28 protein-coding genes, 1 pseudogene and 1 riboswitch are annotated in these 23,984 nt (G+C 65.0%); of the genes and pseudogenes, 16 read left to right on the top strand and 13 right to left on the bottom strand.

All coding sequences use genetic code 11. The features are described 5' to 3' along the window. Positions 1-32: 32 nt before the first annotated feature. Both AB8Z38_RS28770 and AB8Z38_RS28765 read right to left on the bottom strand, forming a co-directional pair. Positions 33-512 carry a DUF992 domain-containing protein gene (locus tag AB8Z38_RS28770; RefSeq protein ID WP_369721050.1) on the bottom strand — a complete coding sequence of 160 codons (480 nt, stop codon included), beginning with the start codon at positions 510-512 and terminating at the stop codon, positions 33-35. A gap of 393 nt (positions 513-905) precedes the next feature. After that, complete coding sequence (locus tag AB8Z38_RS28765; protein WP_369721049.1) at positions 906-2,108, bottom strand: pyridoxal phosphate-dependent aminotransferase; 1,203 nt, start codon at positions 2,106-2,108, stop codon at positions 906-908. A 21-nt stretch (positions 2,109-2,129) separates the two neighbouring features. Between AB8Z38_RS28765 and AB8Z38_RS28760 the strand changes: the two genes are divergently transcribed. From AB8Z38_RS28760 to AB8Z38_RS28730, 7 genes are all read left to right on the top strand, one after another. Further along, positions 2,130-2,423 carry a hypothetical protein gene (locus tag AB8Z38_RS28760; protein ID WP_369721048.1) on the top strand — a complete coding sequence of 98 codons (294 nt, stop codon included), beginning with the start codon at positions 2,130-2,132 and terminating at the stop codon, positions 2,421-2,423. 264 nt (positions 2,424-2,687) lie between these two features. Next, positions 2,688-3,338: a glutathione S-transferase family protein gene (locus AB8Z38_RS28755; RefSeq protein WP_369721047.1), complete on the top strand. Its 651-nt coding sequence runs from the start codon at positions 2,688-2,690 to the stop codon at positions 3,336-3,338. A gap of 155 nt (positions 3,339-3,493) precedes the next feature. After that, the gene (locus AB8Z38_RS28750; RefSeq protein WP_369721046.1) at positions 3,494-3,670 is read left to right on the top strand and encodes a hypothetical protein; all 177 of its coding nucleotides are present in this window, start codon (positions 3,494-3,496) and stop codon (positions 3,668-3,670) included. 374 nt (positions 3,671-4,044) lie between these two features. Further along, on the top strand, positions 4,045-4,857 hold the full coding sequence (locus tag AB8Z38_RS28745; RefSeq protein WP_369721045.1) for a PAS-domain containing protein: 813 nt from the start codon (positions 4,045-4,047) through the stop codon (positions 4,855-4,857). 122 nt (positions 4,858-4,979) lie between these two features. Then, the gene (gene hisS, locus AB8Z38_RS28740; protein ID WP_369721044.1) at positions 4,980-6,500 is read left to right on the top strand and encodes a histidine--tRNA ligase; all 1,521 of its coding nucleotides are present in this window, start codon (positions 4,980-4,982) and stop codon (positions 6,498-6,500) included. A gap of 118 nt (positions 6,501-6,618) precedes the next feature. Continuing rightward, positions 6,619-6,822, top strand: coding sequence for a tautomerase family protein (locus AB8Z38_RS28735; RefSeq protein WP_007596840.1), 204 nt, complete (start codon positions 6,619-6,621; stop codon positions 6,820-6,822). 192 nt (positions 6,823-7,014) lie between these two features. Then, positions 7,015-7,419 carry a thioesterase family protein gene (locus AB8Z38_RS28730; RefSeq protein WP_369721043.1) on the top strand — a complete coding sequence of 135 codons (405 nt, stop codon included), beginning with the start codon at positions 7,015-7,017 and terminating at the stop codon, positions 7,417-7,419. Between the two features lie 93 nt (positions 7,420-7,512). Here AB8Z38_RS28730 and proC read toward each other — a convergent pair whose 3' ends face one another. Both proC and AB8Z38_RS28720 read right to left on the bottom strand, forming a co-directional pair. Next, the gene (gene proC, locus AB8Z38_RS28725) at positions 7,513-8,340 is read right to left on the bottom strand and encodes a pyrroline-5-carboxylate reductase (RefSeq protein WP_369721042.1); all 828 of its coding nucleotides are present in this window, start codon (positions 8,338-8,340) and stop codon (positions 7,513-7,515) included. A gap of 227 nt (positions 8,341-8,567) precedes the next feature. Further along, positions 8,568-9,067: pseudogene (locus AB8Z38_RS28720) on the bottom strand (YbjN domain-containing protein). A 416-nt stretch (positions 9,068-9,483) separates the two neighbouring features. Beyond that, positions 9,484-9,642: riboswitch (FMN riboswitch) on the top strand. Between the two features lie 76 nt (positions 9,643-9,718). Here AB8Z38_RS28720 and AB8Z38_RS28715 point away from each other — a divergent pair. Next, complete coding sequence (locus AB8Z38_RS28715) at positions 9,719-10,291, top strand: 6,7-dimethyl-8-ribityllumazine synthase (RefSeq protein WP_369721041.1); 573 nt, start codon at positions 9,719-9,721, stop codon at positions 10,289-10,291. Between the two features lie 126 nt (positions 10,292-10,417). On the opposite strand, the gene AB8Z38_RS28710 is transcribed toward AB8Z38_RS28715, so the two are convergent. From AB8Z38_RS28710 to AB8Z38_RS28685, 6 genes are all read right to left on the bottom strand, one after another. Then, positions 10,418-11,371 (bottom strand): ribose-phosphate pyrophosphokinase, encoded by a 954-nt coding sequence (locus AB8Z38_RS28710; protein ID WP_369721040.1) that lies wholly within the window; start codon positions 11,369-11,371, stop codon positions 10,418-10,420. A gap of 193 nt (positions 11,372-11,564) precedes the next feature. Further along, entirely contained in the window at positions 11,565-12,167 is a 603-nt protein-coding gene (locus AB8Z38_RS28705; protein WP_369721039.1) for a hypothetical protein, read from the bottom strand. A 177-nt stretch (positions 12,168-12,344) separates the two neighbouring features. Then, positions 12,345-13,112: a peptidoglycan editing factor PgeF gene (pgeF, locus tag AB8Z38_RS28700; protein WP_369721038.1), complete on the bottom strand. Its 768-nt coding sequence runs from the start codon at positions 13,110-13,112 to the stop codon at positions 12,345-12,347. Next, the gene (locus AB8Z38_RS28695) at positions 13,109-14,227 is read right to left on the bottom strand and encodes a class I SAM-dependent methyltransferase (RefSeq protein WP_369721037.1); all 1,119 of its coding nucleotides are present in this window, start codon (positions 14,225-14,227) and stop codon (positions 13,109-13,111) included. Before AB8Z38_RS28695 ends, pgeF begins: the two co-directional genes overlap by 4 nt. A 21-nt stretch (positions 14,228-14,248) precedes the next feature. Then, positions 14,249-15,094, bottom strand: coding sequence for a prolipoprotein diacylglyceryl transferase (gene lgt / locus AB8Z38_RS28690; RefSeq protein WP_369721036.1), 846 nt, complete (start codon positions 15,092-15,094; stop codon positions 14,249-14,251). Between the two features lie 15 nt (positions 15,095-15,109). Next, positions 15,110-15,841, bottom strand: a complete 732-nt coding sequence (locus AB8Z38_RS28685) for a dienelactone hydrolase family protein (RefSeq protein WP_369721035.1) — start codon at positions 15,839-15,841, stop codon at positions 15,110-15,112. Between the two features lie 172 nt (positions 15,842-16,013). Between AB8Z38_RS28685 and AB8Z38_RS28680 the strand changes: the two genes are divergently transcribed. The 4 genes from AB8Z38_RS28680 to ychF all read left to right on the top strand — a co-directional run bounded on the left by AB8Z38_RS28680 (position 16,014) and on the right by ychF (position 19,021). After that, on the top strand, positions 16,014-16,265 hold the full coding sequence (locus AB8Z38_RS28680; RefSeq protein WP_369721034.1) for an accessory factor UbiK family protein: 252 nt from the start codon (positions 16,014-16,016) through the stop codon (positions 16,263-16,265). 251 nt (positions 16,266-16,516) lie between these two features. Next, complete coding sequence (locus tag AB8Z38_RS28675) at positions 16,517-17,254, top strand: 50S ribosomal protein L25/general stress protein Ctc (protein WP_369721033.1); 738 nt, start codon at positions 16,517-16,519, stop codon at positions 17,252-17,254. A 58-nt stretch (positions 17,255-17,312) separates the two neighbouring features. After that, the gene (gene pth, locus AB8Z38_RS28670; protein WP_369721032.1) at positions 17,313-17,918 is read left to right on the top strand and encodes an aminoacyl-tRNA hydrolase; all 606 of its coding nucleotides are present in this window, start codon (positions 17,313-17,315) and stop codon (positions 17,916-17,918) included. Between the two features lie 5 nt (positions 17,919-17,923). After that, complete coding sequence (gene ychF / locus AB8Z38_RS28665) at positions 17,924-19,021, top strand: redox-regulated ATPase YchF (RefSeq protein ID WP_369721031.1); 1,098 nt, start codon at positions 17,924-17,926, stop codon at positions 19,019-19,021. Between the two features lie 118 nt (positions 19,022-19,139). Here ychF and AB8Z38_RS28660 read toward each other — a convergent pair whose 3' ends face one another. After that, positions 19,140-19,436 carry a DUF4282 domain-containing protein gene (locus AB8Z38_RS28660; RefSeq protein ID WP_369721030.1) on the bottom strand — a complete coding sequence of 99 codons (297 nt, stop codon included), beginning with the start codon at positions 19,434-19,436 and terminating at the stop codon, positions 19,140-19,142. A 158-nt stretch (positions 19,437-19,594) separates the two neighbouring features. On the opposite strand from AB8Z38_RS28660, the gene AB8Z38_RS28655 reads away from it, so the two are divergent. The 4 genes from AB8Z38_RS28655 to AB8Z38_RS28640 all read left to right on the top strand — a co-directional run bounded on the left by AB8Z38_RS28655 (position 19,595) and on the right by AB8Z38_RS28640 (position 22,291). Continuing rightward, the gene (locus AB8Z38_RS28655) at positions 19,595-20,047 is read left to right on the top strand and encodes a MaoC family dehydratase (RefSeq protein WP_369721029.1); all 453 of its coding nucleotides are present in this window, start codon (positions 19,595-19,597) and stop codon (positions 20,045-20,047) included. Next, positions 20,047-20,544, top strand: coding sequence for a MaoC family dehydratase (locus tag AB8Z38_RS28650; protein WP_369721028.1), 498 nt, complete (start codon positions 20,047-20,049; stop codon positions 20,542-20,544). The genes AB8Z38_RS28655 and AB8Z38_RS28650 overlap by 1 nt, the downstream gene beginning before the upstream one ends. A 91-nt stretch (positions 20,545-20,635) precedes the next feature. After that, a complete protein-coding gene (locus tag AB8Z38_RS28645) occupies positions 20,636-21,091 on the top strand; it encodes an N-acetyltransferase family protein (protein ID WP_369721027.1) in 456 nt (151 codons plus the stop codon). A gap of 258 nt (positions 21,092-21,349) precedes the next feature. Next, entirely contained in the window at positions 21,350-22,291 is a 942-nt protein-coding gene (locus AB8Z38_RS28640; RefSeq protein ID WP_369721026.1) for an aldo/keto reductase, read from the top strand. Positions 22,292-22,305: 14 nt separating this feature from the next. Here the strand turns inward: AB8Z38_RS28640 and AB8Z38_RS28635 are convergent, their stop codons facing one another. Both AB8Z38_RS28635 and AB8Z38_RS28630 read right to left on the bottom strand, forming a co-directional pair. Next, positions 22,306-22,629 (bottom strand): antibiotic biosynthesis monooxygenase, encoded by a 324-nt coding sequence (locus tag AB8Z38_RS28635; protein WP_369721025.1) that lies wholly within the window; start codon positions 22,627-22,629, stop codon positions 22,306-22,308. A 139-nt stretch (positions 22,630-22,768) separates the two neighbouring features. Continuing rightward, positions 22,769-23,983 (bottom strand): DUF1501 domain-containing protein, encoded by a 1,215-nt coding sequence (locus tag AB8Z38_RS28630; protein WP_369726632.1) that lies wholly within the window; start codon positions 23,981-23,983, stop codon positions 22,769-22,771. Position 23,984 lies beyond the last annotated feature (1 nt).

The following is a 23,984-nucleotide window of genomic DNA, read 5'->3' as shown; positions in this document are numbered from 1 at the left end:
ACAGGTGAATCAAGACCTTCGCTGACGCGCGCTTAACGGCCCGGGCGGAGTTCCAGGCTTTCGAGGCCGGCGGCGACGTTGAGGCCGACCTGGCCCTGCACGCTGAGCGGCTGGAGCGCGATCGAATTGTTGGAGCCGCCGACCAGCGCATTGCCGCCGAGGCCGACGCCGACCGAGGCGCTGCCCTGCGCGCCGGCGTAATTGCCGGAAAGGTCGCCCGGCCCAAGCCGGTTCACCGGCGCGAACACGCCCCAGGCGAGTGCCGTCTCCTGGGTGATGCCGAGGTCGAGACCGACTTTGCGGATGGTCGCGACGTAGCGGTCATCAGGGACGCCGTCGACGCGCAGCACGCAGCCGAGATTGGTGACGGAGCCCACGACGAAGCCGACGCTGGCGCCGCCGCGGCATTCGAGCACGCCAACCTGCACCAGCCGCGACTGCGCGCTGGCGCCGGCCATGGAGGCAACGAGGCTCGCGACGGTGAGCCCGGCGAGGAGGAGTGAGCGGCGCATGAAATGTCTCCGGCTAAGAATGTGATGCGAGCAGAGAAGGCGCCCTACCCGTGACGCGCGATGGTCTATGGCATAATACTTTTGGCGGTACCAGATCGAACACATCCAAGACCGAACTCGCGGAGAGAACCCCTCACCCCTCCCTCTCCCCGTAAGAACGGGGCGAGGGAGCGCGCGAGCAGTGCGCCCCTCACTGTGCGGCTCAACCTCTCCCCGCCCTTCCGCGGGGAGAGGTCGGATCGCCCCGGCGATGCGAAGCATCGGCCGGCGCGATCCGGGTGAGGGCCGAGCAGGATGTCGACCAGAGCAAGAGTCCATCCGACTCCGCTCAATCGAACCACGCATAAAAAAGGCCCGCCGAAGCGGGCCTTTCAATTCTCAACTGCAACAGCCTCAGCGCAGATTGCCGCAGAAGCGCTGGATGCGATTGCAGGCGTCTTCGAGGTCGGAGGTCTTGGTCGCGTAGGAGATGCGGAACGCCGGGCCGAGGCCGAACGCCGAACCCTGCACGACCGCGACGCCTTCGGTCTCCAGCAGCTCGGTGACGAACTGCTCGTCATTGGAGATCACACTGCCCGACGGCGCTTTCTTGCCGATCGTGCCGGCGCAGGACGGATAGACATAGAATGCGCCCTCGGGCCGCGGACACTCGATGCCGCTGGCCTGGTTGAGCATGGAGACGACGAGGTCGCGCCGCTCCTTGAACACCTTGTTGTTGGCAGCAATGAAGTCCTGCGGGCCGTTCAGCGCCTCTACCGACGCCCACTGCGAGATCGAGGACGGGTTCGAGGTCGATTGCGACTGGATCGTCGACATCGCCTTGATGAGATGCGCGGGGCCGCCGGCATAGCCGATGCGCCAACCGGTCATGCAATACGCCTTCGAGACGCCGTTCACGGTCAGCGTGCGGTCGTACAGTTTCGGCTCGACCTGCGCGACGGTGGTGAACTGGAAGTCGTCATAGACGAGGTGCTCGTACATGTCGTCGGTCATCACCCAGACGTGGGGATGCCTGACCAGCACGTCGGTGAGCGCCTTCAGCTCGCCGCGCGTATAGGCCGCACCGGTCGGGTTCGACGGCGAGCACAGGATCACCCATTTGGTCTTCGGCGTGATCGCGCGCTCGAGCGCTTCGGCCTGGAGCTTGAAGCCGGCTGCGGCGGTGCAAACCACCGGCACCGGTTCGCCGCCGGCGAGCGCCACCATCTCGGGATAGCTGACCCAATAGGGCGCCGGGATGATCACCTCGTCGCCGGGATTGATGGTCGCCATCAGCGCGTTGTAGAGCACCTGCTTGCCGCCGGTGCCGACGATCACCTGGTTCGGCTTGTAAACGACGCCGTTCTCGCGCTGAAACTTTGCGATGATGGCTTCCTTGAGCTCGGGGATGCCGTCGACAGCGGTGTACTTGGTCTTGCCGGATTCGATGGCGTGGATCGCCGCCAGCTTGATGTTGGCGGGCGTGTCGAAATCAGGCTCGCCGGCGCCGAGACCAATGACGTTGCGGCCGGCCGCTTTCAGCGCACGTGCTTTATCCGTGACCGCGATGGTCGCGGACGGCTTCACACGGTCGAGCGCAGCGGCAAGGAAGGGCATCGTCATCTCCTGACAGGCGTGGTGAATCCAGGCATCGTGAACCCAGACATCGTGAAACCCCTGGGTGGTCACGACTCTGATTGTGGGAATGCAGCCACCCTAAAACGTGTGCCGCTGCACCGCAAGAAACTTCGGCCCGATCTCGAAAAAGTTTACGGATTGGCGCGTATGGAGGCGCGATTTCTGGCAACAATTCGCAACTTTGCGGTCGAAATCGCTCATATCCGGCAAGCCTTGTCCTCGGAGCAATTTTGCAGCCTTCGAAGCCGTGAAAACGAGAACGTGCCCGGGCTTGTCCCACCTGCCCGGCCATGACGATGCGGAAGCTTCAATGCCCCAAAACGCGATCGCCCTGCTTCGTGCACCATCGCGCAGAGGAACGCGCTGACATTGACGCAAGCGTGATCTGATTTGCAGCCTCGCGCGGAAATGATCTTCCGCGTCGTTGCAGTGCGGTAGGGTTTTCGAGTTTTTCTAGTGCCGAGCCCTTGCGGCGGATTCCCATCGGCATCATTGTTTAGCCGCGTTGCGGGGCGACACGCTGCGCACCTTCCTGTGTCCCGGAATCAAACTCCCAGAATGTACAAGCTCTATTCGATGCAACGCTCGGGCAACAGCTACAAGGTCCGCCTTGCGCTGGCCCTGTTGAACCTGCCTTACGAAGCGGTCGAGGTGGACATTCTGCGCGGCGAGAGCCGCACGCCGGACTTCCTTGCGAAGAACCCGTCGGGCCAGGTGCCGCTGCTCGAGGTCGGCGACAACCGCCATCTCGCCGAATCCAACGCGATCCTCTGGTACGTCGCCGTTGGTACGCCGCTCGCGCCGGAGAACCGCATCGATCGCGCCGAGGCGCTGCAATGGATGTTCTTCGAGCAGCACGCGCTCGAACCGAATATCGGCGCGGCTTATTTCTGGCTGTCGCTGGTCAAGGGCGGACGCGACCTTCAGACCCATGCGCTGGAGGACTGGATGGAGCGCGGCTACGGCGCGCTCCAGGTGATGGAAAATCACCTGAAGACCAACGCCTATTTTGCCGCCCGCCAGCTCACCGTCGCCGACATCGCGCTCTACGGCTATACCCATCTCGCCGAACGCTGCGACTTCGACCTCTCGACCTTCCCGGCGATCCGGGACTGGCTGAAGCGCGTCGAGGCGGCGCCCGGCTTCGTGGCGATGGACTGGCGGCCGGCCGAGATCGAAGACCCCGCCAGCATCGCAGCCGGCGCCTGAAAACCGACGCGGCGTTAAGAAACAGCGGGGATGGCGTTAACCTTTGCCGCAATCTCGCCGTTTTCGGCGATACAGCCGCCGCAATATTGCCAGTTGAAATTGTGAAGTTGTTCGGCGTTGCGGGTGATTCGCCCGCACGTTGAAGGATTTAGACCATGATGCGGGCGTCCGGCACGGTTGGCTTCCAGGGCCGATCCGCTATTGCCGCCTCTTCCCGGTTGACCCATGCAGTGGCGGCCTCGCTCGCCATCGCAGCGCTGTCGTTGTGTCTGATCGTCACCCTCACGGTGCTGACGACCAAGGCGACCATGGCGATGGGCCTGCCGGTCTGATCCCCGTCTCGTCCGCGATCAGCCGTCAAGGCGCCCTGTGACCCCGCACGCTGGCAGGCACACGGCAAAAGATTCATCGAGACACCCCTGAAGTCACCGGTGGTCGTCGTTGCAATAACCCTGACAGCGGCCATCCTGGTCGCGGCATCGCTGTTGATATTTGTCGGGACGCGCAAGGGCCCGGGCACGTCCACGCTGAACGCGCCTTCGCTGGAACAGCGCGTCAGGCCCGCGCACTTGGCCTAAAATCATCCGAAAGCTTTGCGCCGGTCCGCAAGCACGCCTTAAGCACCGCACGCGAAATCGCAGCACAATCGCCCCATCATCGGTCAGTCTGGCCGCGTTACCTCGTTCAGGAGGAGCGAGACAGGGCCATGCAGTTCGGATGGCGAGCGATCTCAGGTCCGGCGCTGACGGCAGCGACCACGCTGCTGGCGATTGTGCTCGACCCCCATGTTCCTGCTCCCAGCTTTGCGCCGCTGTTCGTCTGCATTGTGGCACTTGCCGGTTCGCTCTCGGGCTTTGCGTCCGCGCTTGGCAGCGCCGCGATCGCCCTGATCGGCGCGGCCCTGCTGTCTCTGAGCCATCGCAGCATGCCGGGCTTTGCCGCGGCTGATCTGGTGCAACTTGGGCTGCTGGCGCTCACGACCGCCGCGACCGCCGCCGTGACCGGGCTGATGCGCGAGCGCCTGCTCGACGCCTTTGCGGCCGAACGGCGCAACCACGCCATCGCCGCGCGACTGTCGGCCGCGCTCGACCAGGTCGACATCGGGATCGTGCTGCTCGACGCCGAGACCAGGGCCGAATTCATCAACCGCGCCTTCCGCGACTATTTCGCGCTGCCCGATGAGAAGGCCAACGGCAAGCCGCCTTTCATCGCGCTGATGTATCACGGCCGCGACACCGGCGCGTTCGAACTGCCGGAAGACGAGTTGGGCGCGTTCATCGCGCAACGCATGGAGATGGTGCGGATCGGCGATGCCACGCCGATCAATATCAATCTTCGAAACGGCGAGGTACTGCGCTTCGTCTGCACGGCATTGCCCGATGGCGGGCGCATGCTGAGCTACACCCCGGTCACCGATCTGGTGCGCCACACCGATCCGCCGGCACGAGCCGACTACTACCGCTCGCTGCGCGATCCCGCCAACCGCAAGCTGACCCGCTATCTGCGCGTCGCGGAGTGACGCGATCGCGACTGCAGTTGTGCGGGGCAGCCCCTCACCCACCCTCCCCGTCAGGAACGGCAGGGAGAGGCTAGGACCGCCCGGCGCTTGCCGCCCGGGGCATGCGCTGGTACGAACCGCGCATGGCCGATAAACCCAAAAAACCCCAAAAACTGAAGGCGCGCCTGCCGCGCGGGCTCGAGGATCGCGATCCCTCCGCGATACGGGCGACGCGCGAGATGGTCGAGAAGATCCGCGCCGTCTACGAGCTCTACGGTTTCGAGCCGGTGGAGACGCCGGCGATGGAATACACCGATGCGCTCGGCAAGTTCCTGCCCGACCAGGACCGCCCCAACGAAGGCGTGTTCTCGTTCCAGGACGACGACGAGCAGTGGATTTCGCTGCGCTACGATCTGACCGCGCCGCTCGCGCGATACGTTGGCGAGCGATACGGGACCGATGGTCTTGTGTTGCCCTACCGCAGCTATCGCGTCGGCTACGTCTTCCGCAACGAAAAGCCCGGCCCCGGCCGCTTCCGCCAGTTCATGCAGTTCGACGCCGACACCGTGGGTTCAGCGACGCCGGCGGCGGATGCCGAGATCTGCATGATGGCGGCGGACACGATGGAAGCGCTCGGGATTGCGCGCGGCTCCTATGTGGTGAAGGTGAACAACCGCAAGGTGCTCGACGGCGTTCTGGAAGCGATTGGGCTCGGCGGTGACGAGAACGCGGCACGCAGATTGATTGTGCTGCGCGCGATCGACAAGCTCGACAAGTTTCCCGCCGACGAGGTGCGCAAACTGCTCGGTCCCGGCAGGTGGGATGGCGGCGAAGAGGGTAAGGGCGACTTCACGAAGGGCGCCAATCTGAGCGCGGCGGAAGCTCACGTTGTTCTGGCCATCACCGAAAAACGCGACGATTGGAAAGAGGCAATTGCCGCTGCAGATATCTATCTAGCCAAGAGCGAAGTCGGTCAGGCCGGCGTGAGCGAGCTGGAAGAGATTGCCAAGCTGGTTACGGCCTCGGGCTACGGCGCAGACCGCATCCGCATCGACCCCTCCGTCGTGCGCGGTCTCGAATACTACACCGGTCCCGTCTACGAGGTCGAACTGCTGCTCGAGACCAAGGACGAGAAGAGCCGTCCCGTGCGTTTTGGTTCCGTTGGCGGTGGCGGACGGTATGACGGCCTGGTCTCGCGCTTCCGCGGCGAACCGGTGCCGGCGACCGGCTTCTCGATCGGTGTGTCGCGGCTCCAGGCGGCGCTGACCTTGCTCGGCAAGCTCGACACGCGGCCCGAGTTCGGCCCCGTGGTCGTCACTGTGTTCGACCGCGACCGCGTCGCCGACTACCAGAAGATGGTGGCAAGCCTCCGCAGCGAAGGCATCCGCGCCGAGCTCTATCTCGGCAATCCCAAGAACATGGGCAACCAGCTCAAATATGCCGATCGTCGCAACGCGCCCTGCGTCATCATCCAGGGCTCCGACGAGAAGGCGCGCGGCGAGGTGCAGATCAAGGATCTGATCGAGGGCGCGAAGGCCGCCGCCGCGATCGCCTCCAACCAGGAATGGCGCGAGAGCCGCCCGGCGCAATTCTCCTGCAGCGAAGCCGATCTCGTCGCAAAAGTGCGCGAGGTCCTCGCGCGTCATGACGTAAAGTGGGGATAGCCATTCCGTCAGCGAGGTCATGCCCGGGCTTGTCCCGGGCATCCACGTCTTGTTTGATGGCGGGGAACGTGGATGGCCGGGACATGCCAGGCCAGGACGACAGTACAGGGAGAGAAAAATGCCTGAGATCACCGTCAGCATGGCCGTGGGCCGCACCGATGAACAGAAGGCCGGCATGATGCGCGACATCACCCAGGCGCTGGTGAAGAACCTTGGCGTCGACGCCGATGCCGTCGTCATCCAGATCAACGAAGCCCCGCTTGCCCACAAGATGAAGGGCGGCAAAACCTTCGTGGAGCGCGCGGCGGCGGCGAAGAAGTAACGCGTTAGCGTCAACAACAGCCGTCGTCCCGGACAAGCGTAAGCGCAGATCCGGGACCCATAGCCACAGGGAGTGGTTATCGGCGAAGCGATAACTCCGAGTCCCCGTAACCACGACGTCCCGTGGTTATGGGTCCCGGATCAGCGCTCACTGCGTTCGCTTGTCCGGGACGACAGCGGAGTTGAGGCAACCATGGACGCACGCGACTTCATCACAATCGGCATGAGCGCCGCGCGCACGCTGGTGGTGCCGGTGGAGCGCACGGTCGGGCATTTCGTGCCGGGCATGCCGTTTGTCTATGCGACCCCGATGATGATCCTGGAGATGGAGATGACGTCGGGCGATGCGATCCGCCCTGCGCTAAGGCCCGGCTGGGTCACCGTCGGCACCGAGGTCGACATCCGCCATCTTGCGGCCGCCCTGGTCGGCGCGACGGTGCGGACCACGGCCAAGGTGGTCGCAGTCGAGCGCCGCGTCATCCGCTTCGAGGTCGAGGCGTTCGAGGGCGCGCGCAAGCTCGGCGAGGGCCGGCATGCGCGTGGTCTCGTCAATGTCGAGATGTTCAACAAACGGTTAGCCGCAGGATCGAAATCGTAGGTGGGTTAGCGTAGCGTAACCCACCAACTTCGTTCCGCAATCGCTGAAGCATGGTGGGTTACGCCTTCGGCTAACCCACCCTACGACACCGTCTTACTTCGCCAACTCCTTCGAGCGCTGCGTCGCGGCTGCGATCGCGCGGGTCATCAGATCGCACAGGCCGGGCTCGCCCATCAGGACCCCGAGGGCTGCGGCGGTGGTGCCGCCGGGCGAAGTGACGTTCTGGCGCAGCGTGGCGGACGGAAGCTCGGACTGATGCAGAAGCTCGCCGGAGCCGGCGACGGTTTCGCGCGCGAGCTTGGTCGCCAGCGCCTCCGGCAGGCCGGCTTGCATGCCGGCGCGGGCGAGCTCTTCGGCGAGCAGGAACACATAGGCCGGCCCCGAGCCGGAGACCGCGGTCACCGCGTCCATCAGGCCTTCATCGTCGACCCATTCGACCGAGCCGGTGGCGCGCAGGAGTGCATCGGCCACCGCGCGTTGCGAGGTGCTGACATTGTTCGCTGCGACCGCCACCGTGATGCCGCGGCCGATCGCGGCCGGCGTGTTCGGCATGGCGCGCACCACGGCGCCGCCGCAGACCTCGGCAATTGACGCGATCGTGGTTCCCGCCATGATCGAGACCACCGAAGTTTTGTCCGACACGAATGGCTTCAGCCCGGCGCCAGCTTCGCGGAAATATTGCGGCTTCACCGCGACGACCAGCGTCTCCACCGTCCCGGCCGTCTTCACATCAGGATTGAGCGCGACGCCCTTGGCGGCAAGCGCGCTGATCTCGGACGAGAGATGCGGATCGATCACCGCGAGGCGGCGCGGATCGAGCCCGCCCGCAAGCCATCCTGTCAGCATCGCGCCGCCCATCTTGCCGGCGCCGGCGAGCAGGATGGTGCCGGTGATGTTTTGAAGGGTGCTGTTGTTCGTCATAGGCGCTGCCACACACTCGATGTCGTCCTGGCGAAAGCCAGGACCCATTACCCCGAGTCGTTCTAATGGATGGAAGGCAGAGCAACAAGCATCGCGCGATCCAGAGAAACCTCGCGGTATGGGTCCTGGATCTGCGCTCGCTCAAAGCGGCGCTTTGCGCCGCCGCTCGCTTGTCCAGGACGACCTTGAGGAGGCGGGTGCGGCTCCTCTCGTGTCGAGGGAAAGCCCTACGCCTCTCCCGCCGTGTCGAACATCGCCGCGTCCATGGCTTCCGTCGTGGTCTTGCCGGCCCACACCACGAACTGGAACGCCGGAAAATAGCGCTCGCTGGCATGGATGGCGCCGGCGAGCATGGCCTCGCATTGCGCGGTCGAGGCGGTGAGGCCGCCCGGCAGCACAAGCGCCTGGCGGTGCATGATCATGCCGGTGTTGGTCCACAGGTCGAAATGCCCGACCCACAACTGTTCGTTGATCGCGGCGACGAGCCGCTGCACCTCCGGTCGGCGCGCGACCGGATCTTCATGTCGAAGGCGCAGGCCAGATGCAGCGCCTCGATCTCGCCCATCCAGGTGAAGGAGATCTGATAGTCGGTCCATTGTCCCTTCGAGACAATCGTGAGTTCGTCTTCGCCGGAGCGCTCAAATGGCCAATTGTTGCTTGCAGCAATATCCTCGACCACCGCGAGCGGGTGATTTCGGGAATCGATCGTGCTTTCGAGCAGGGACATGCCGTCTCGACCTCTTGCCTTTTTGTTGTCTTTGATACGCACGCGGTTGGTCCGGCGCGCGCTCCCTTAAGTCGTTAAGGCGATCCTTCGGAGTCGCTGTCGCGATCCCGGGACCAGCGCGGGCTTGTCGCGGATCAACTGATGTGATTTGCGGAATCCGCGCAACTGGGTCGCGAGTCCGTCCACAAGCCAGGACTCGTTCGTCCACAGCTCATCTCGGACACAATTATTAATTTGAGAACAAACCGGAATCGGACTCCCGGCCCGCGCGCCAATCGTTAATTCCGTCCCGCGACGGTTATCCCGCCAGGGATGTCCATGGCGGCATGGGTCCATGCGGTTTTCCCATGCGGAACAGGCTTGCTGTGGCCGCGGAGCGGCGTCATATTTCGGTCAGGCCGTTCATCCCGGACGGCCGATGTTCTCAGGGCGGGGTGAAAGTCCCCACCGGCGGTAAGGGCCGAAAGGCCCAAGCCCGCGAGCGCCTTCCCCAAGCTTTTTGCTGAAGGGAAGGGTCAGCAGATTCGGTGCGACTCCGAAGCCGACGGTTAAAGTCCGGATGAAAGAGAACGGTCGGTGGCAGACGCATCGCAGGATGCGGCTGTTTGTCGTTCCGTGTGCCCTGATTCTGGTCCTTAACTGAGGAAAGCCATGAATCAGATGCTGCAAGATCCCCAAGCCGAAACTTCACCAGTCCGAAGTTCTGAAGTCATCCAACCGCCGGTTCCGCAGGGTCCGGCGCCCGATCACCCGCGCTTCGCGAAACCGCAGCGGGTGGCGTTCGTGCAGGCCTGCTGGCACCGCGACGTCGTCGCGGAGGCCCGCATCGCGTTCGTGAGGGAAGCCGAGGCGCGCCACCTCACCCATGTCGACGTGTTCGAGGTGCCGGGCTCGTTCGAGATCCCGCTGCATGCGCAGATCCTCGCCAAGACGCGGCGCTACACCGCGATCGTTGCCGCCGGCCTCGTCGTCGACGGCGGCATCTATCGCCACGAGTTCGTCGCCGACACCGTGATCAAGGCGCTGATGGACGTGCAGCTCCGCACCGAGGTGCCGGTGTTCTCGGCCGTGCTGACGCCGCAGCAATTCCACGAGACCGAAGTGCACTATGATTTCTTCCGTAGGCACTTTGCCATCAAGGGCGTCGAGGTGGCGGAAGCCTGCGCCACCACGCTGCACGGCCTGGAGCGCCTGCGCGGCCAGGTCGCGGCGGGAATTGTGTGATAGGCTAAATAGTCATTCCGGGGCGCGCGAAGCGCGAGCCCGGAATCCATTTATCGATATGAACCGCTGCAAGATGGATTCCGGGTTCGGCGCTAACGCGCCGCCCCGGAATGACGGCCATTGTGTTCAGTCGAACAGGCTCGATACCGACTCTTCCGCGGCCGTGCGTGCGATCGCGTCCGAGATCAAGCTGGCGATCGGCAGTGTGCGGATGTTGGGCGCCTTGCTCACCGCATCCGTCGGCAGGATCGAATCCGTGATCACGAGCTCCTTCAGCTTGGAGCCGGCGATGCGGGCGGCCGCGCCGCCGGAGAGCACGCCGTGGGTGATGTAGGCGTAGACGTCCTTGGCGCCCTTGGCGATCAGCGCATCGGCTGCGTTCACCAGCGTGCCGCCGGAGTCGACGATGTCGTCGATCAGGATGCAGGTGTAGCCGGCGACGTCGCCGATCACGTTCATGACCTCGGATTCGCCCGCCCTCTCGCGGCGCTTGTCGACGATCGCGAGCGGGGTGTTGATGCGCTTGGCGAGGCCGCGTGCGCGCGCCACGCCGCCGACGTCGGGCGAGATCACCATGGTCTTGGAGAGGTCGAACTTGTCCTTGATGTCGCGCACCATCAGCGGCGCCGCGTAGAGATTGTCGGTCGGGATGTCGAAGAAGCCCTGGATCTGCCCGGCGTGCAGGTCGAGCGTCATGACGCGATCGACGCCGGCCTGCGTGATCAGATTGGCGACGAGCTTGGCCGAGATCGGCGTGCGCGACCCCGATTTGCGGTCCTGCCGGGCGTAGCCGAAATAAGGTAGCACCGCGGTGATGCGGCGCGCCGAGGAGCGGCGCAGCGCATCTGTGATGATCAGCAATTCCATCAGATGGTCGTTGGCGGGGAACGAGGTCGACTGGATGATGAAGGCATCCGAGCCGCGGACGTTCTCCTGGATCTCGACGAAGATCTCCATGTCGGCGAAGCGCCGCACCACCGCCTTGGTCAGCGGCAGGTCGAGACCTTGCGCAATGGCTTGCGCGAGTGCCGGATTGGAGTTGCCGGCGACAAGCTTGATGGAGCCGTTTTTGGCCGACATGGACGCTTCCTCCCGCGCTTTGCTGGATACGACGTTCAACATCAGAAAATACCCACTGGAAGCACGGTTACGACGGGCGAGGAAATATCAGGCCGAAGGCCGCACTGGCAACCCGGCATGCTACGTTTTCCCTTCGAAATCCCGAGTCGGGCCAACGGTTTGGCGCCTACTTGGGACCGTGGTTTCGCGGGGGTTATCGCTCGGCGTAGCCGAGCGCCACGGCTGCCGGCGCCTCGGGCGCCACGCTTGCCACCGCCGGTCCGCGAAGGCCCGGAACAGTGCCCCGTGCATCCGACGTGCCGTTGATCATGTTGGAAAGTCCGCTGAATCCGGCCTGGGCGATCCTTCGCAGCACCAGGTCGTCGGCGGCGGACCAGGGATCGCGGCCGCCTTTCCCCGCGGTCGGTTCCTCGCCGGAGAGCCGCAGCGCGCGCTGCTGGTTGGCGTCATAGACGTCCCAGACCCAGGCGATCATGGTCTTGCCGCGTACCACCTGGGCGGAGAGATAGCTGCGCACGCGGTAGGCAGCCGTCCCTTCGCGGGAGACGACGGAAAGGCTGCGCAGCTTGGACTCGCTGTCGAGCATGCCGACCATGCGGTCGAACACCTGCGGCGGCGGCCCGTCGATCGATTCGAAGGCGACCGTCGCCCCGGAGCCGGCGCTCGGCGCCATCGCATAGGAGTTCGCGGCGCCATTACCGCCGGCGCAGCCGCCAAGCGCGGTCGCAGCCGCAAGCAGCACGACCGTGAGCATGCGCGAGCCCGCGCGGCGCAGAAAAGATGACGCTTCCCTCATTGAGGGCAGCGATATCGTTAAAACGCATTAACGTCTAGGGCGGGGGCAGCAAAACACACCGGGGCGCGCCACTTGGTGCGAGTCCGGAATCCATTTCACGGCGTGAACTGGCGCAGGATGGATTCCGGGTTCTCGCTTGGCGAGCCCCGGAATGACACGGGTGTGTTGCCGGTGTGTTCACCCCTCCAGCGCGATCGCGTGGATGTGGCGGCCGTAGTCCGGCTCCTTGCGATGCACCGAGCGGCGGTAGCTGAAGAAGCGTTCGTCGGCATAGGTGTCGAGGCCGAGATCGTCGATCATCAGGATGCCGGCGGCATCCAGCCGCTTCCGGATGAAGCCGGCAAGGTCGAACATCGCGTGACCTTCGCGAACCGACGGGATGAAGAACATTGTGTTGTCGGCATCCGCCTCGATGAAGCGCGCCACGAACTCGTTGCCGACCTCATAGCTGTCCTGCCGGATCAGCGGGCCGATCGCGGCGATGATGCGGCTGCGCGAAGCGCCGAGCTTCTCCATCGCCAGAATCGTGGATTCCAGCACGCCGGTCAGCGCGCCCTTCCAGCCGGCATGGGCGCCGCCGATGACGCGCGCACTGGGATCGACGAACAGCACCGGCCCGCAATCGGCGGTGGAGACGCCGAGCGCGATGCCGGGCGTTTTGGTGACCAGCGCATCGCCCTTCGGCCGCGGCCCGCTCGGCCACGGGCGATCTGCGACGAGCACGTCGGGCGAATGGACCTGGTGCAGGCTGAGGAAGCGGTCCGGTGCGACGCCGACATGCTCGGCCATGCGGCGGCGGTTTTCCGCGACATGGGCCGGATCGTCGCTGGAGCCGAGCCCGCCGTTGAGCGCCGCATAGATGCCGCTGGAGACGCCGCCTTCACGGGTGAAGAAGCAATGGCGCAGACCGGGCACCGCTGACAGCAGCGACGACGCAAGCGTCATGAGCCCTCTCCAGCCTGTTCGAGATCGCTGAGGCCGGCGATGCCGGTCAGCCGCGGCTCGGAGATGCCGAGCACCTTGAACATGGAGCCCATGCCGCTGCGCCCGGTGTCGGTCAGGCGCTTCAACGCCACCGAAATATCGGTGGCGACGTCCGGCGCCGCCTTCTGCATCAACGCGGCCGCGCGGGTGTCGATGCCGATGCGCTTGAGGAAATCGCCCTGGGTCACCGGCCCGTGCACGCGTGCCCCGACGTCCTCCGCCGCCCGCGCGAGCCCCTGGAAGTCGACATGGGCGGTGACGTCGGCCTGGCCCGGCGCCTTCAGCGGGTCAGTGAAGCTGTGGCGCGCGATCGCCTGGAAAGTGTCGCCGGCATCGCTGCGCAAATGGCCGTAGTCGATGATCAGCGCGGCGCCGTCCTGGTCGCGCACCCGCGTGGCGAGCTTCATGATCTCGGAATCGGGCCGCCATTCGAACACCGCGCCGACGGGTGCCGCGCGCACCAAAGGCGGCAGCAGCACGTCGAAGCGCGGCGTCGGCTCGGACGCCGCGCCGAATTGAAGCTTGCCGTTGGGATCGATCTCGATCACGCGCTCGTGCCAGCCGTTCTCGAGCTTGACCATCTGGTGGATCGGCAGCACGTCGAAATATTCGTTGGCGAGGATGATGCTCGGCCCTTCCGGCACCTCGTCGATGCTGTCGTGCCAGGCGATGTTGCGCACGTTCGACAGTGTCGCGCTCTGCCGCTCGCGCAGCACCGGATTGACCTCGACCAGGTGGACATGGATGGCTTGGTAGAGCGGCGGCAGCACGCGCAGGGCGCGCAGCGCGTCCGCCATCATGGTGCCGCGGCCTGGCCCGAGCTCGATCAGCCGCAGGAATTGCGGCGAGCCCATCTGCTTCCACACCGAGGCGGTCCACAGGCCCAGCAGCTCGCCGAACATCTGGCTGACCTCGGGCGCGGTGGTGAAGTCGCCCTCACGCCCGAGCGGATCGCGCGAGACGTAGTAGCCGTAGCGCGGATGCATCAGGCACAGTTCCATGTACCGCCACACCGGCATGGGACCTGAGGATTTGATCAGCGCCTTGATCTCGTTCAACAGCGGCGAGTCGGTCACGGCCTGCTTTCTCGAAATGAACTAACGAATGGCCTCGATAGGCTTCGGCGTACCACGCCGCACGGCCCTTACTATGAGTATACCGCCAACAATAAGCATCGGGATCGACAACAGCATGCCCATGGTTAATCCGCCCCAGAGGAAGCCGAGCTGGACATCCGGCTCGCGGAATTGCTCGCCGGCGATCCGGGTCAACCCGTAAATCAGGATGAAGCTGCCGAGGATCATGCCGGGCCGCTTCAACGCGCCGAAACGGATCATCACCGCGAGCACCGTGAACAGCAGGATGCCTTCCATGCCGGCCTCGTAGAGCTGACTTGGATGGCGCGGCAGATGGGTGGGGTCGTTGGGGAAGATCATTGCCCAGGGCAGGCTCGCATCGGTGGCGCGGCCCCACAATTCACCGTTGATGAAATTGGCGATCCGTCCGAGGAACAGCCCGATCGGGCCGACCGCGGTGGTGATGTCGCCGAGCGACAGGATCGAGATGCGGTTGCGGCGGGCAAACCACATCACCGCGACGACGCATCCGAGGAAGCCGCCATGAAACGACATGCCGCCTTCCCACAGCCGGAACATCGCGGCGGGGTGCTCGATGAAGAACGGCAGATTGTAGAACAGCACATAGCCGGTGCGGCCGCCCAGGATGATGCCGAGCGTGACCCAGAGGATGAAATCGTCGATCTGCACCAGCGACATCGGCGCGGGCCCGCCCCACAGCCGCTCGTTCTTCAGCAGCGAGCGCGCATAGAGCCAGCCGAGCACGATGCCGCCGATATAGGCGAGCGCGTACCAGCGGATCGCGAATGGCCCGATCGCGACCGCGATCGGATTGAAGGACGGAAAGTCGATGAGAAGAAGCTGCATCGCACCTTCGAGGGGCTAGACGAGATTGCGGCGATAGAGCGCGAGCAGGCGCTCCCAATGCCGCTCGGCGGCGTCGCGGTCGTAGACCGGACGCTTGGGGAAGGCGAAGCCGTGATGGGTGCCGGGATAGATCTCGACCTCGGCTTTTGCGCCGCTCATGCCCTGCTTCACCTTCGCGATGATCTCCGCGGGCGCATAGATGTCGGTCTCGGCGCAGGCGAAATACAGCTCCGCTTTGGTTTTGTCTGCCGCGAGATGCGGGCTGTCGTCCTGGTCGGTCGCAAGCTGCGTGCCGTAGACCGACGCGGCGGCCTTGACGCGGTCGGGGAAATGCGTGGCGGCGCTGATGGCGTAGCGGCCGCTCATGCAGTAGCCGACGGTGCCGATCAGCCTGGTATTCGCGGCCGGCTGGCCCTCGGCATAGGTGAGCAGCGCTCTTGTGTCGTCCATGACCATGGCAATGCTGAGCGAGCCCATCAGCTGGAACATGCGCTTGCGCTCCGGTGCATTCGGATCGGCCGGCAGCGGGCCGAGCTCCATCACGCCGGAGCGGTAATACAGGTTCGGCAGCATCACGTAATAGCCCGACGTTGCGAGCCGGCGCGCCATGTCGCGCAGCTCTTCGCGGATCGCGGGCGCGTCCATGTAGAACAGAATGACCGGGAAGGGGCCGCCGCGCTCGGGATGGGTGATGAACGTCGCGGTGTGGCCGTCCTTGGTGGGAATTGCGATCTGCTGGTCGATCATGTCTTGCGTTCCGCTTTGTGATTCTTGTTATGCAGGGACGTTGAATACGATTGCAAGGAAACCGGGGCATGACAAGGATGGCTCCGGCCGGCCCTTGAACCGCCCGGTTCGGATTGCCATTGTGTTTCGCAGAGTTCGCGCAAAGTTTATCGGCGACGCCAAGGAGACCGAAATGACCCAGACCACCAACCGGTTTTTCGACGAGATCGGCCGCCTGATGAACGACGCCGCCGGTGCCGCCCAGGGCGCCAAGCGCGAGTTCGACACCGTGCTGCGCAACCAGGCCGAAAAATTCCTGCGCGACATGGACCTGGTCAAGCGCGAGGAATTCGAGGCCGTCAAGGACATGGCCCGCTTGGCGCGTGAGGAGAACGAGGCCTTGAAGACGCGGATCGCGGCGCTGGAGGCCAAGCTGGGGGGCTGACGGCAGTCCCGTAGCCCGGATGGAGCGCAGCGCAATCCGGGAGCCGAGCCCCGTGGAACACCCCGGATTACGCTGCGCTCCATCCGGGCTACCCGTCCCCGTCCGCCAGCCCATTCTCCTTGTCATTTCCGCGTCTTCCCGCTAAAAGCCGGCCAAGTTCACGGCCCCCGCACCCCTGGAGGCTTGCTGTGGACTGCACCATGGGCCGCCTTGCGGCCCATTAACTTTTGCAAAAACAGGGACTTAACGTTATGGCGACCATCAAGGAATTGAAGGCGACCGCACGTCCGAAGAGCGGCAAGGGGGCCGCCCGGGCTGAGCGTCGCGCCGGGAAAGTGCCCGGAGTGATCTACGGCAACAAGCAACCCCCGCTCACGATCTCGGTCGAAGACCGCGAACTGCGCCAGCGCATCTTGGCCGGCCGCTTCCTGACCACGCTGGTCGACATCGACCTCGACGGCAAGAAGCACCGCGTAATTCCGCGCGACTTCCACCTCGATCCGGTCAAGGACTTCCCGATCCATGTCGACTTCATGCGGCTCGGCGAAGGCGCCACCATCCGCATCAGCGTGCCTCTGCACGTGGTCAAGGCGGAAGGCTCGCCCGGCGTGAAGCGCGGCGGCGCCGTCAACATCGTCGCCCATGCGATCGAGCTCGAATGCGGCGTCGAGAACATCCCGCAGTTCATCGAGGCCGATGTCGGCTCGCTCGAAATCGGTCACTCGCTGCATCTGTCGGATGTCAAATTGCCGGCCGGCGTCAAGGCGTTGACCCGCGAGGACGCCACCCTCGTCACCATCGTGCCGCCGTCCGGCTACGCTGAAGAGCAGAAGGCGGCGGCGACTGCTGCGGCTGGTGCTGCGGCTCCGGGCGCTGCGGCTGCTCCGGCGGCTGGCGCGGCTGCGCCGGCGGCGGGTGCTGCTGCACCTGCGGCGGCTGCCAAGGCTCCGGCAGCCAAGGCTCCCGCGGGCGGCGACAAGAAGAAGTAATCTCTCAAAGCTGGCGCGCGATCCCTGATCGCGCGCCGAGCGAGGGGCGCGCCGCGTCATGCGACTGTTTGTTGGGCTCGGCAATCCCGGCGCGAAATACGCACGTAACCGGCACAATATCGGCTTCATGGCCGCCGACGAGATCGCACGCCATCATGGTTTCTCGCCATGGCGCCGCCGCTTTCAGGGCGAGACCGCGGAAGGCGCGCTCGGCACCGAGCGCGTGATCCTGCTCAAGCCCACGACTTACATGAACGACTCCGGCCGCAGCGTTCAGGAAGCCGCCAGCTTCTTCAAGATCGCGCCCGGCGACGTCACCGTGTTCCACGACGAACTCGAACTGCCGCCGGGCAAGGTGCGGGTGAAGATCGGCGGCGGCATCGCCGGGCATAACGGCCTGCGTTCGATCTCCGCCCATATCGGTAACGACTACCGCCGGGTGCGGCTCGGCATCGGTCATCCCGGCATCAAGGAACTGGTGCACGGCCATGTGCTGTCGGACTTTGCCAAGGCCGACAACGACTGGGTGACGACGCTCTGCGATGCGGTGGCCGAGCACGCCGCACTGCTCGCCAAGGGCACGGACGCGACCTTCGCCAACAGGGTGCATCTCGCGATGCAGGCGAAGGGATTTTTGACCAAGGACGACAACGGCAAGGAATAGCGGTCGTGGGATTCAAATGCGGGATTGTCGGGTTGCCCAATGTCGGCAAGTCGACCTTGTTCAACGCGCTGACCGAGACGGCGGCCGCACAAGCGGCAAACTATCCGTTCTGCACCATCGAGCCGAATGTCGGCGAGGTCGCCGTGCCCGATCCGCGGCTGGACAAGCTTGCGGCGACCGCCAAATCGGGCCAGATCATTCCGACCCGACTGACCTTCGTCGACATCGCAGGCCTGGTGCGCGGCGCCTCCAAGGGTGAAGGTCTCGGCAACCAATTCCTCGCCAACATCCGCGAGGTCGACGCCATCGCGCATGTGGTGCGCTGCTTCGAGGATTCCGACATCACCCATGTCGAGGGCAAGATCGCCCCGCTCGCCGACATCGAGACCATCGAGACCGAGCTGATGCTCGCCGATCTCGACAGCCTCGAGAAGCGCGTCGACAATCTCGCCAAGAAAGCCAAGGGCAACGACAAGGACGCCAAGGAGCAGCTCGACCTCGTCAACCGCACGCTGGTGCTGCTGCGCGAGGGCCAGCCCGCGCGGCTGGTCGAGCGCAAGGCCGAGGAGGAGCGTGCCTTCGGAATGCTCGGCCTGCTGTCGTCGAAGCCGGTGCTCTATGTCTGCAACGTCGAGGAGGGCTCGGCGGCCACGGGCAATTCGTTCTCGAAGGCCGTGGAGGAACAGGCTGCCAAGGAAGGCGCCGTTGCCGTCGTCATCTCCGCCAAGATCGAATCCGAGATCGCCACCATCTCGCGTGACGAGCGCGCCGACTTCCTGGAGACGCTGGGTCTCGAAGAGGCCGGTCTCGATCGCCTGATCCGCGCCGGCTATACGCTGCTCGACCTCATCACCTATTTCACGGTGGGACCGAAGGAAGCGCGCGCCTGGACCATCCATCGCGGTACCAAGGCGCCGGGCGCGGCCGGCGTGATCCACACCGATTTCGAGAAAGGCTTCATTCGCGCCGAGACCATTGCCTATGAGGACTACGTCGCGCTGGGCGGCGAAGCCGGTGCGCGCGATGCCGGCAAGCTGCGTCTCGAAGGCAAGGAATACGTCGTCGCCGACGGCGACGTGATGCATTTCCGGTTCAATACGTAAGGCACCAACAGCGGTGCCGTAGGGTGGGCAAAGCGAAGCGTGCCCACCGCTTCACTCGGATCGCAGAAAGATGGTGGGCACGGCGCTTTGCGCCTTTGCCCACCCTACGGCAGCTGCGTCACCGCACCCCGCCGCCCTGGTCCCGGATCGCGCCGAGATGCTCGTTGATGCGGAAGACGATCAGGATCAGTTCCGCGGCGATGCGCGAGAACACGATGCCGACGACGACTCCGGCGATCGACTCCAGCACCACCAGGAAGCCGGCGAACGGACTGATCGCCATGGCGCTGAGGCCTGCGAAGATGCCGGAGAGTCCGAACAGGCAGATCACGCCGATCACCAGCCAGTAGAAGGTCTTGATGATCGTCGGCGTGATGAAGCGGTCCCATTGGAACAGGTCGCTGAATGAAAACATCTCTCTCCCCCGGGCAAACCGCGCCGCCGGCCGCGTCAATCTGACCAGGAGCCCCTTCCGGCCCGACTCGCCGAATGTAGCACGAGCCATGCGGGCCGGCGGGTTGAGATTGCCGCAAAGTGCGGCCACAATCTGTCATTCCCACCAGCAATCCAAAGATGACCCTGACATTCGAAGATTTCCCACCCGGCCGGTTCGGCACGTTCGGCCCGCGCCATGTCACGCGCGACGAGATCCTGGCCTTTGCCGCCGAGTTCGATCCGCAACCGATGCACCTGGATGAGCAGGCCGCAGCCAAGAGCATGCTGGCCGGCCTGTCCGGTTCGGGCTGGCACCTCTGCTCGCTGATGATGCGGATGATGGCCGACGGCTTCATCACCCGCGCCGCTTCGCTGGGCTCTCCCGGCGTCGACGAGGTGCGATGGCTCGCGCCCTTGCGCCCCGGTGACGACCTCACGCTCGACGTCGATGTGCTGGAGGCGCGCACCTCCAAAAGCCGGCCCGGGCTCGGCATCGTCAAATTCAAATGCACCGCGCGCAACGCGGCAGGCCAGGCGCTGTGCGAGATGACCTCGCCGATCCTGGTCAAGCGGCGCGAGGGAGCGGTCTGATGCGGTTCTTCGAAGACATCGAGATCGGACAGCGCCGCGAGATCGGCGCCTATACGTTCACTGCGGACTCGATCAAGAATTTCGCCGCGAAATTCGATCCGCAGCGGTTTCATCTCGACGAGGAGGAAGGCAGGAACTCGCTGTTCGGCGGGCTCGCGGCCTCGGGCTGGCATGTCGGCTCGGCCTGCATGAGTCTTCTCGTCGCGGACGGGCAGCGCCTGGCGCGAGAAGCCGCCGCGCGCGGCGAGGAGGTCGCGGTGTGGGGGCCGTCACCAGGCTTTCGCGATTTGCGCTGGATCAGGCCGGTGCTTGCAGGCGATACCGTCAGCTACCTCAGCGAGGTCGTCGACAAGCGCGCCTCCGGCTCGCGCCCCGGCTGGGGCATCTTGACGGCGCGCACCACCGGCACCAACCAACGCGGCGAAGAGGTCTATGCCATCACCGCCACCGCTTTCGTGCCGATGCGTGGGAAGGGTGAGCCGCATGGCGCTCTGTAGCCACGGCCGAATGTCCATCCGACTCGCAAGCGATTGATCGGGGCGCCCCCCATCACGTATGAAGCTTTCTTCATTGCTCGCGGAGTTTCCGATGTCGCTCACGATTCGCTCCGTCAACAGGCAGGACTACGATCAGTGGCTGCCGCTGTGGGACGGCTACAACGCCTTTTACGGCCGCTCGGGCCCGACCGCGCTTGCACCCGAGATCACCCGCGTCACATGGCAGCGCTTCTTCGATGCCTACGAGCCGGTGCATGCGCTGGTCGCGGAGAGCGATGGGCGCCTGCTCGGCCTCACCCATTATTTGTTCCATCGCAGCACCACCGCGATCGAACCATCCTGCTATTTGCAGGATCTGTTCACGCTCGAGGCCGCACGCGGTAAGGGCGTTGCCTCGGCGCTGATCCACGGCGTCTACGAGCGCGCAAAGCTCGCGGGATCGCCGCGCGTGTACTGGCAGACGCATGAGACCAATGTCAGGGCGCAGAGCCTGTACGACAAGGTCGCGGAGCGCTCCGGCTTCATCGTCTATCGCAAGATCTTCTGATCCACCGCGAGAGCCTGTGGATAACCCCGCCTGTCACCGGCGCGTAACACTTCAGGCTTAGGTTGCACCCGCGTCTGATCTGGCCCCCCGTCACCGATCAAGCGCCCCAAGCGGTCCCCGTCAGTCGCCGCGTCTGACTGGGGCCGCATTTTTTTGCCCTTGGGTTCTTTCGGCATGGCAGCAACGCAGGTCCCGCCTTGCTGGTGCGGCGCACCGCCGTCACAATGGGCTCCTGCATTGGTTTTGACAGGATCTCCCATGGAAATTCGTAATCTCGGCGGATCTGGCCTGCGCGTCTCTGCGGTCGGGCTCGGCTGCAACAATTTCGGCCAGCGCACCGATCTGGAGACCTCGCGCAAGGTGATCCACCGCGCGATCGATCTCGGTATCACGCTGTTCGACACCGCCGACATCTATGCAGGGATGGGCGGCTCGGAGACGGTGCTCGGCACCGTGCTCGGCGACCGCCGCAAAGACATCGTGCTCGCCACCAAGTTTTCGAAGCCGATGGCGACCGACGGCACCAAGCAAGGCGCCTCGCGCCGCTACATCATGAACGCGGTCGAGGCCAGCCTGACCCGGCTCAAGACCGACTACATCGATCTCTACCAGCAGCACGATTACGATCCGCTGACGCCGATGGAGGAGACGCTGCGCGCGCTCGACGATCTCGTTCGCCAGGGCAAGATCCGCTACATCGGTAATTCCAACTTCCCGGCGTGGCGCATCGCGGAAGCCGAATTCACCGCGCGCGCGATGAATGTCAGCCGCTTCGTCTCGGCCCAGGACGAATACAGCCTCCTGGTTCGCGACATCGAGAAGGATCTGCTGCCGGCCGCGCAGGAATACAAGCTCGGGCTGCTGCCGTTCTTCCCGCTCGCAAGCGGGCTGCTCACCGGCAAGTACCAGCGCGGTGCGGCGGCACCCGCCGACACGCGCTTCGGCAAAGCGCCGGCGCTGCGCGACCGCTACGTCACGCCGCGCAACGAGGACATCGTCGAAAAGCTCCAGGCTTTTGCCAAGGCGCGCGGACACTCCATGCTCGAGCTCGCCTTCTCCTGGCTCGCCGCGCGCCCGCAGGTATCGAGCGTGATCGCCGGCGCCACCCGGGTCGAGCAGGTCGAGGAGAACGTCAAGGCGATCGCCTGGAAGCTCAGTCCTGAGGATCTCGCCGAGATCGATCAGATGACCAGGGGCTGAGGCTTGGCGCAGCGCTATTTCGCGCCGCGTCCGACCGTCTGCACCACCTCGAAGCCTTCGAATTGGGGATGGCCGAGATAGAGCGGCTTGTTGTCGCCGGCGCGCTGATGCGCGGCACGAAACGCCTCCGACTTGGTCCAGCCCTCGAACGCCGCATGGTTTGCCCACACGGTGTGCGAAGCATAGAGCGTGTGGTCCTCGAGCTCTGGCCCGCGCAGCAGATGGAATTCGACGAAGCCCGGCACCTTGTCGAGGTGGGTATCGCGCGACAACCAGACCTGCTCGAACGCGGCTTCCGAGCCTTTGCTGACGCGGAAGCGATTCATGGCGATGTACATTGCTTGTTTCTCCTGACGCTTCCCATTATCTCGTCATTCCGGGACGCGCTGCAAGGCGCGGGCCCGGAATCCATTTTGCTGCAGAACTGGTGGATGAATGGATTCCGGATTCGCGCTACGCGCGCCCCGGAATGACGGGCTAGGCAACCAGCCCCTTCATCGGCCTGGCGCTGGCGCTGTCGGGGAACACGGTCTCGGCCAGCACGCGATCGCCGAGGCCGAACTGACTCTGCAGCACGCCCTTGATCACGGAGCGGAGGTCGGTCGTCGGCTTGAGGTCGCGGGCCTCGAAGAGGTTGGCGGGCTTGAGGCCGGGCCAGTCGGAGATGACGCGGCCGCCCTTCACCGCACCGCCGGCGAGCAGCGCAATCGTGCCGGTGCCGTGGTCGGTGCCGTCGGTGCCGTTGATGCGGGCGGTGCGGCCGAACTCGGTGGCGACGACAACGACGGTGTCGCGCCAGCGATCGCCGAGGCCGCTTTCGAATTCGGCAAGCGCGCCGTCAAGCCCGCCGAGCAGGAATGCGAGACGACCGACCGGCCCGCCCTCGTTGGCATGGGTATCCCAGCCGTCGAACGCCAGCGCGGCGATGCGCGGACCGTCATCGGCCGCCATCAGTTTCGCGGCGCCGCGCGCCACCTGCCGCATTTGCGCGACCGCATTGCCCGGCTTCGGCTTCATGTCGTCGCCGGATGCCGCCTTCTCGAGCTGGAGACCTTGCGACAGCGCCGATGCCAGCGTGGGATCGCGGTGGCGATAGAGCTCGACGAGCCGCATCGCCGTGTCGTCATCCGCCTGCGGCAGCGCCACCGGCACCCAGCCGACCGTCGGCGCATTGCCCCGCAGCACCAGCGGCGTGGTGGGACCGACCGCAAGTCCGCTCGAGACGCGTTCGCCCCGCGGCAGCGCCTCGAGCGCACGGTTGAGCCAGCCGGACTGCACGCGGCCGGGACCGGCGTAACCGCTCTCGAGCACATCCTGGCCGTCGAAATGCGAGCGGTCACGATAGGGCGTCGCCACCGCATGGATCACCGCGGCGTGCCTATCGCGATACATGCGGGCGAATTCCGGCATTGCCGGATGCAGCGCGAAGAAGGAATCGAGCATGATCGCGGGATGGGCGCCATCCGCCGTCAGCGCGATCGAGCCATGCAGGCCGGCATAATCGGGATCGCCGATGGGGGCGACCGTCGCGAGCCCGTCGAGCGCGCCGCGCAGGATCACCACGATCAGGCGCGGATCGCGCCCGTCCGCCGCACGCGCGAATTTCGGCAGATAGGCCCAGGCGGCGAAGGATGCGCCGGCGAGCAGCAGGCTGCGGCGGGAGGTGATGAGCCGGTTCTCGGTGCAGTCCATC

The sequence above is a fragment of the Bradyrhizobium sp. LLZ17 genome (genome assembly GCF_041200145.1).
Taxonomy (GTDB): Bacteria; Pseudomonadota; Alphaproteobacteria; order Rhizobiales; family Xanthobacteraceae; genus Bradyrhizobium.
This window is presented reverse-complemented; position numbering and strand designations above follow the sequence as displayed.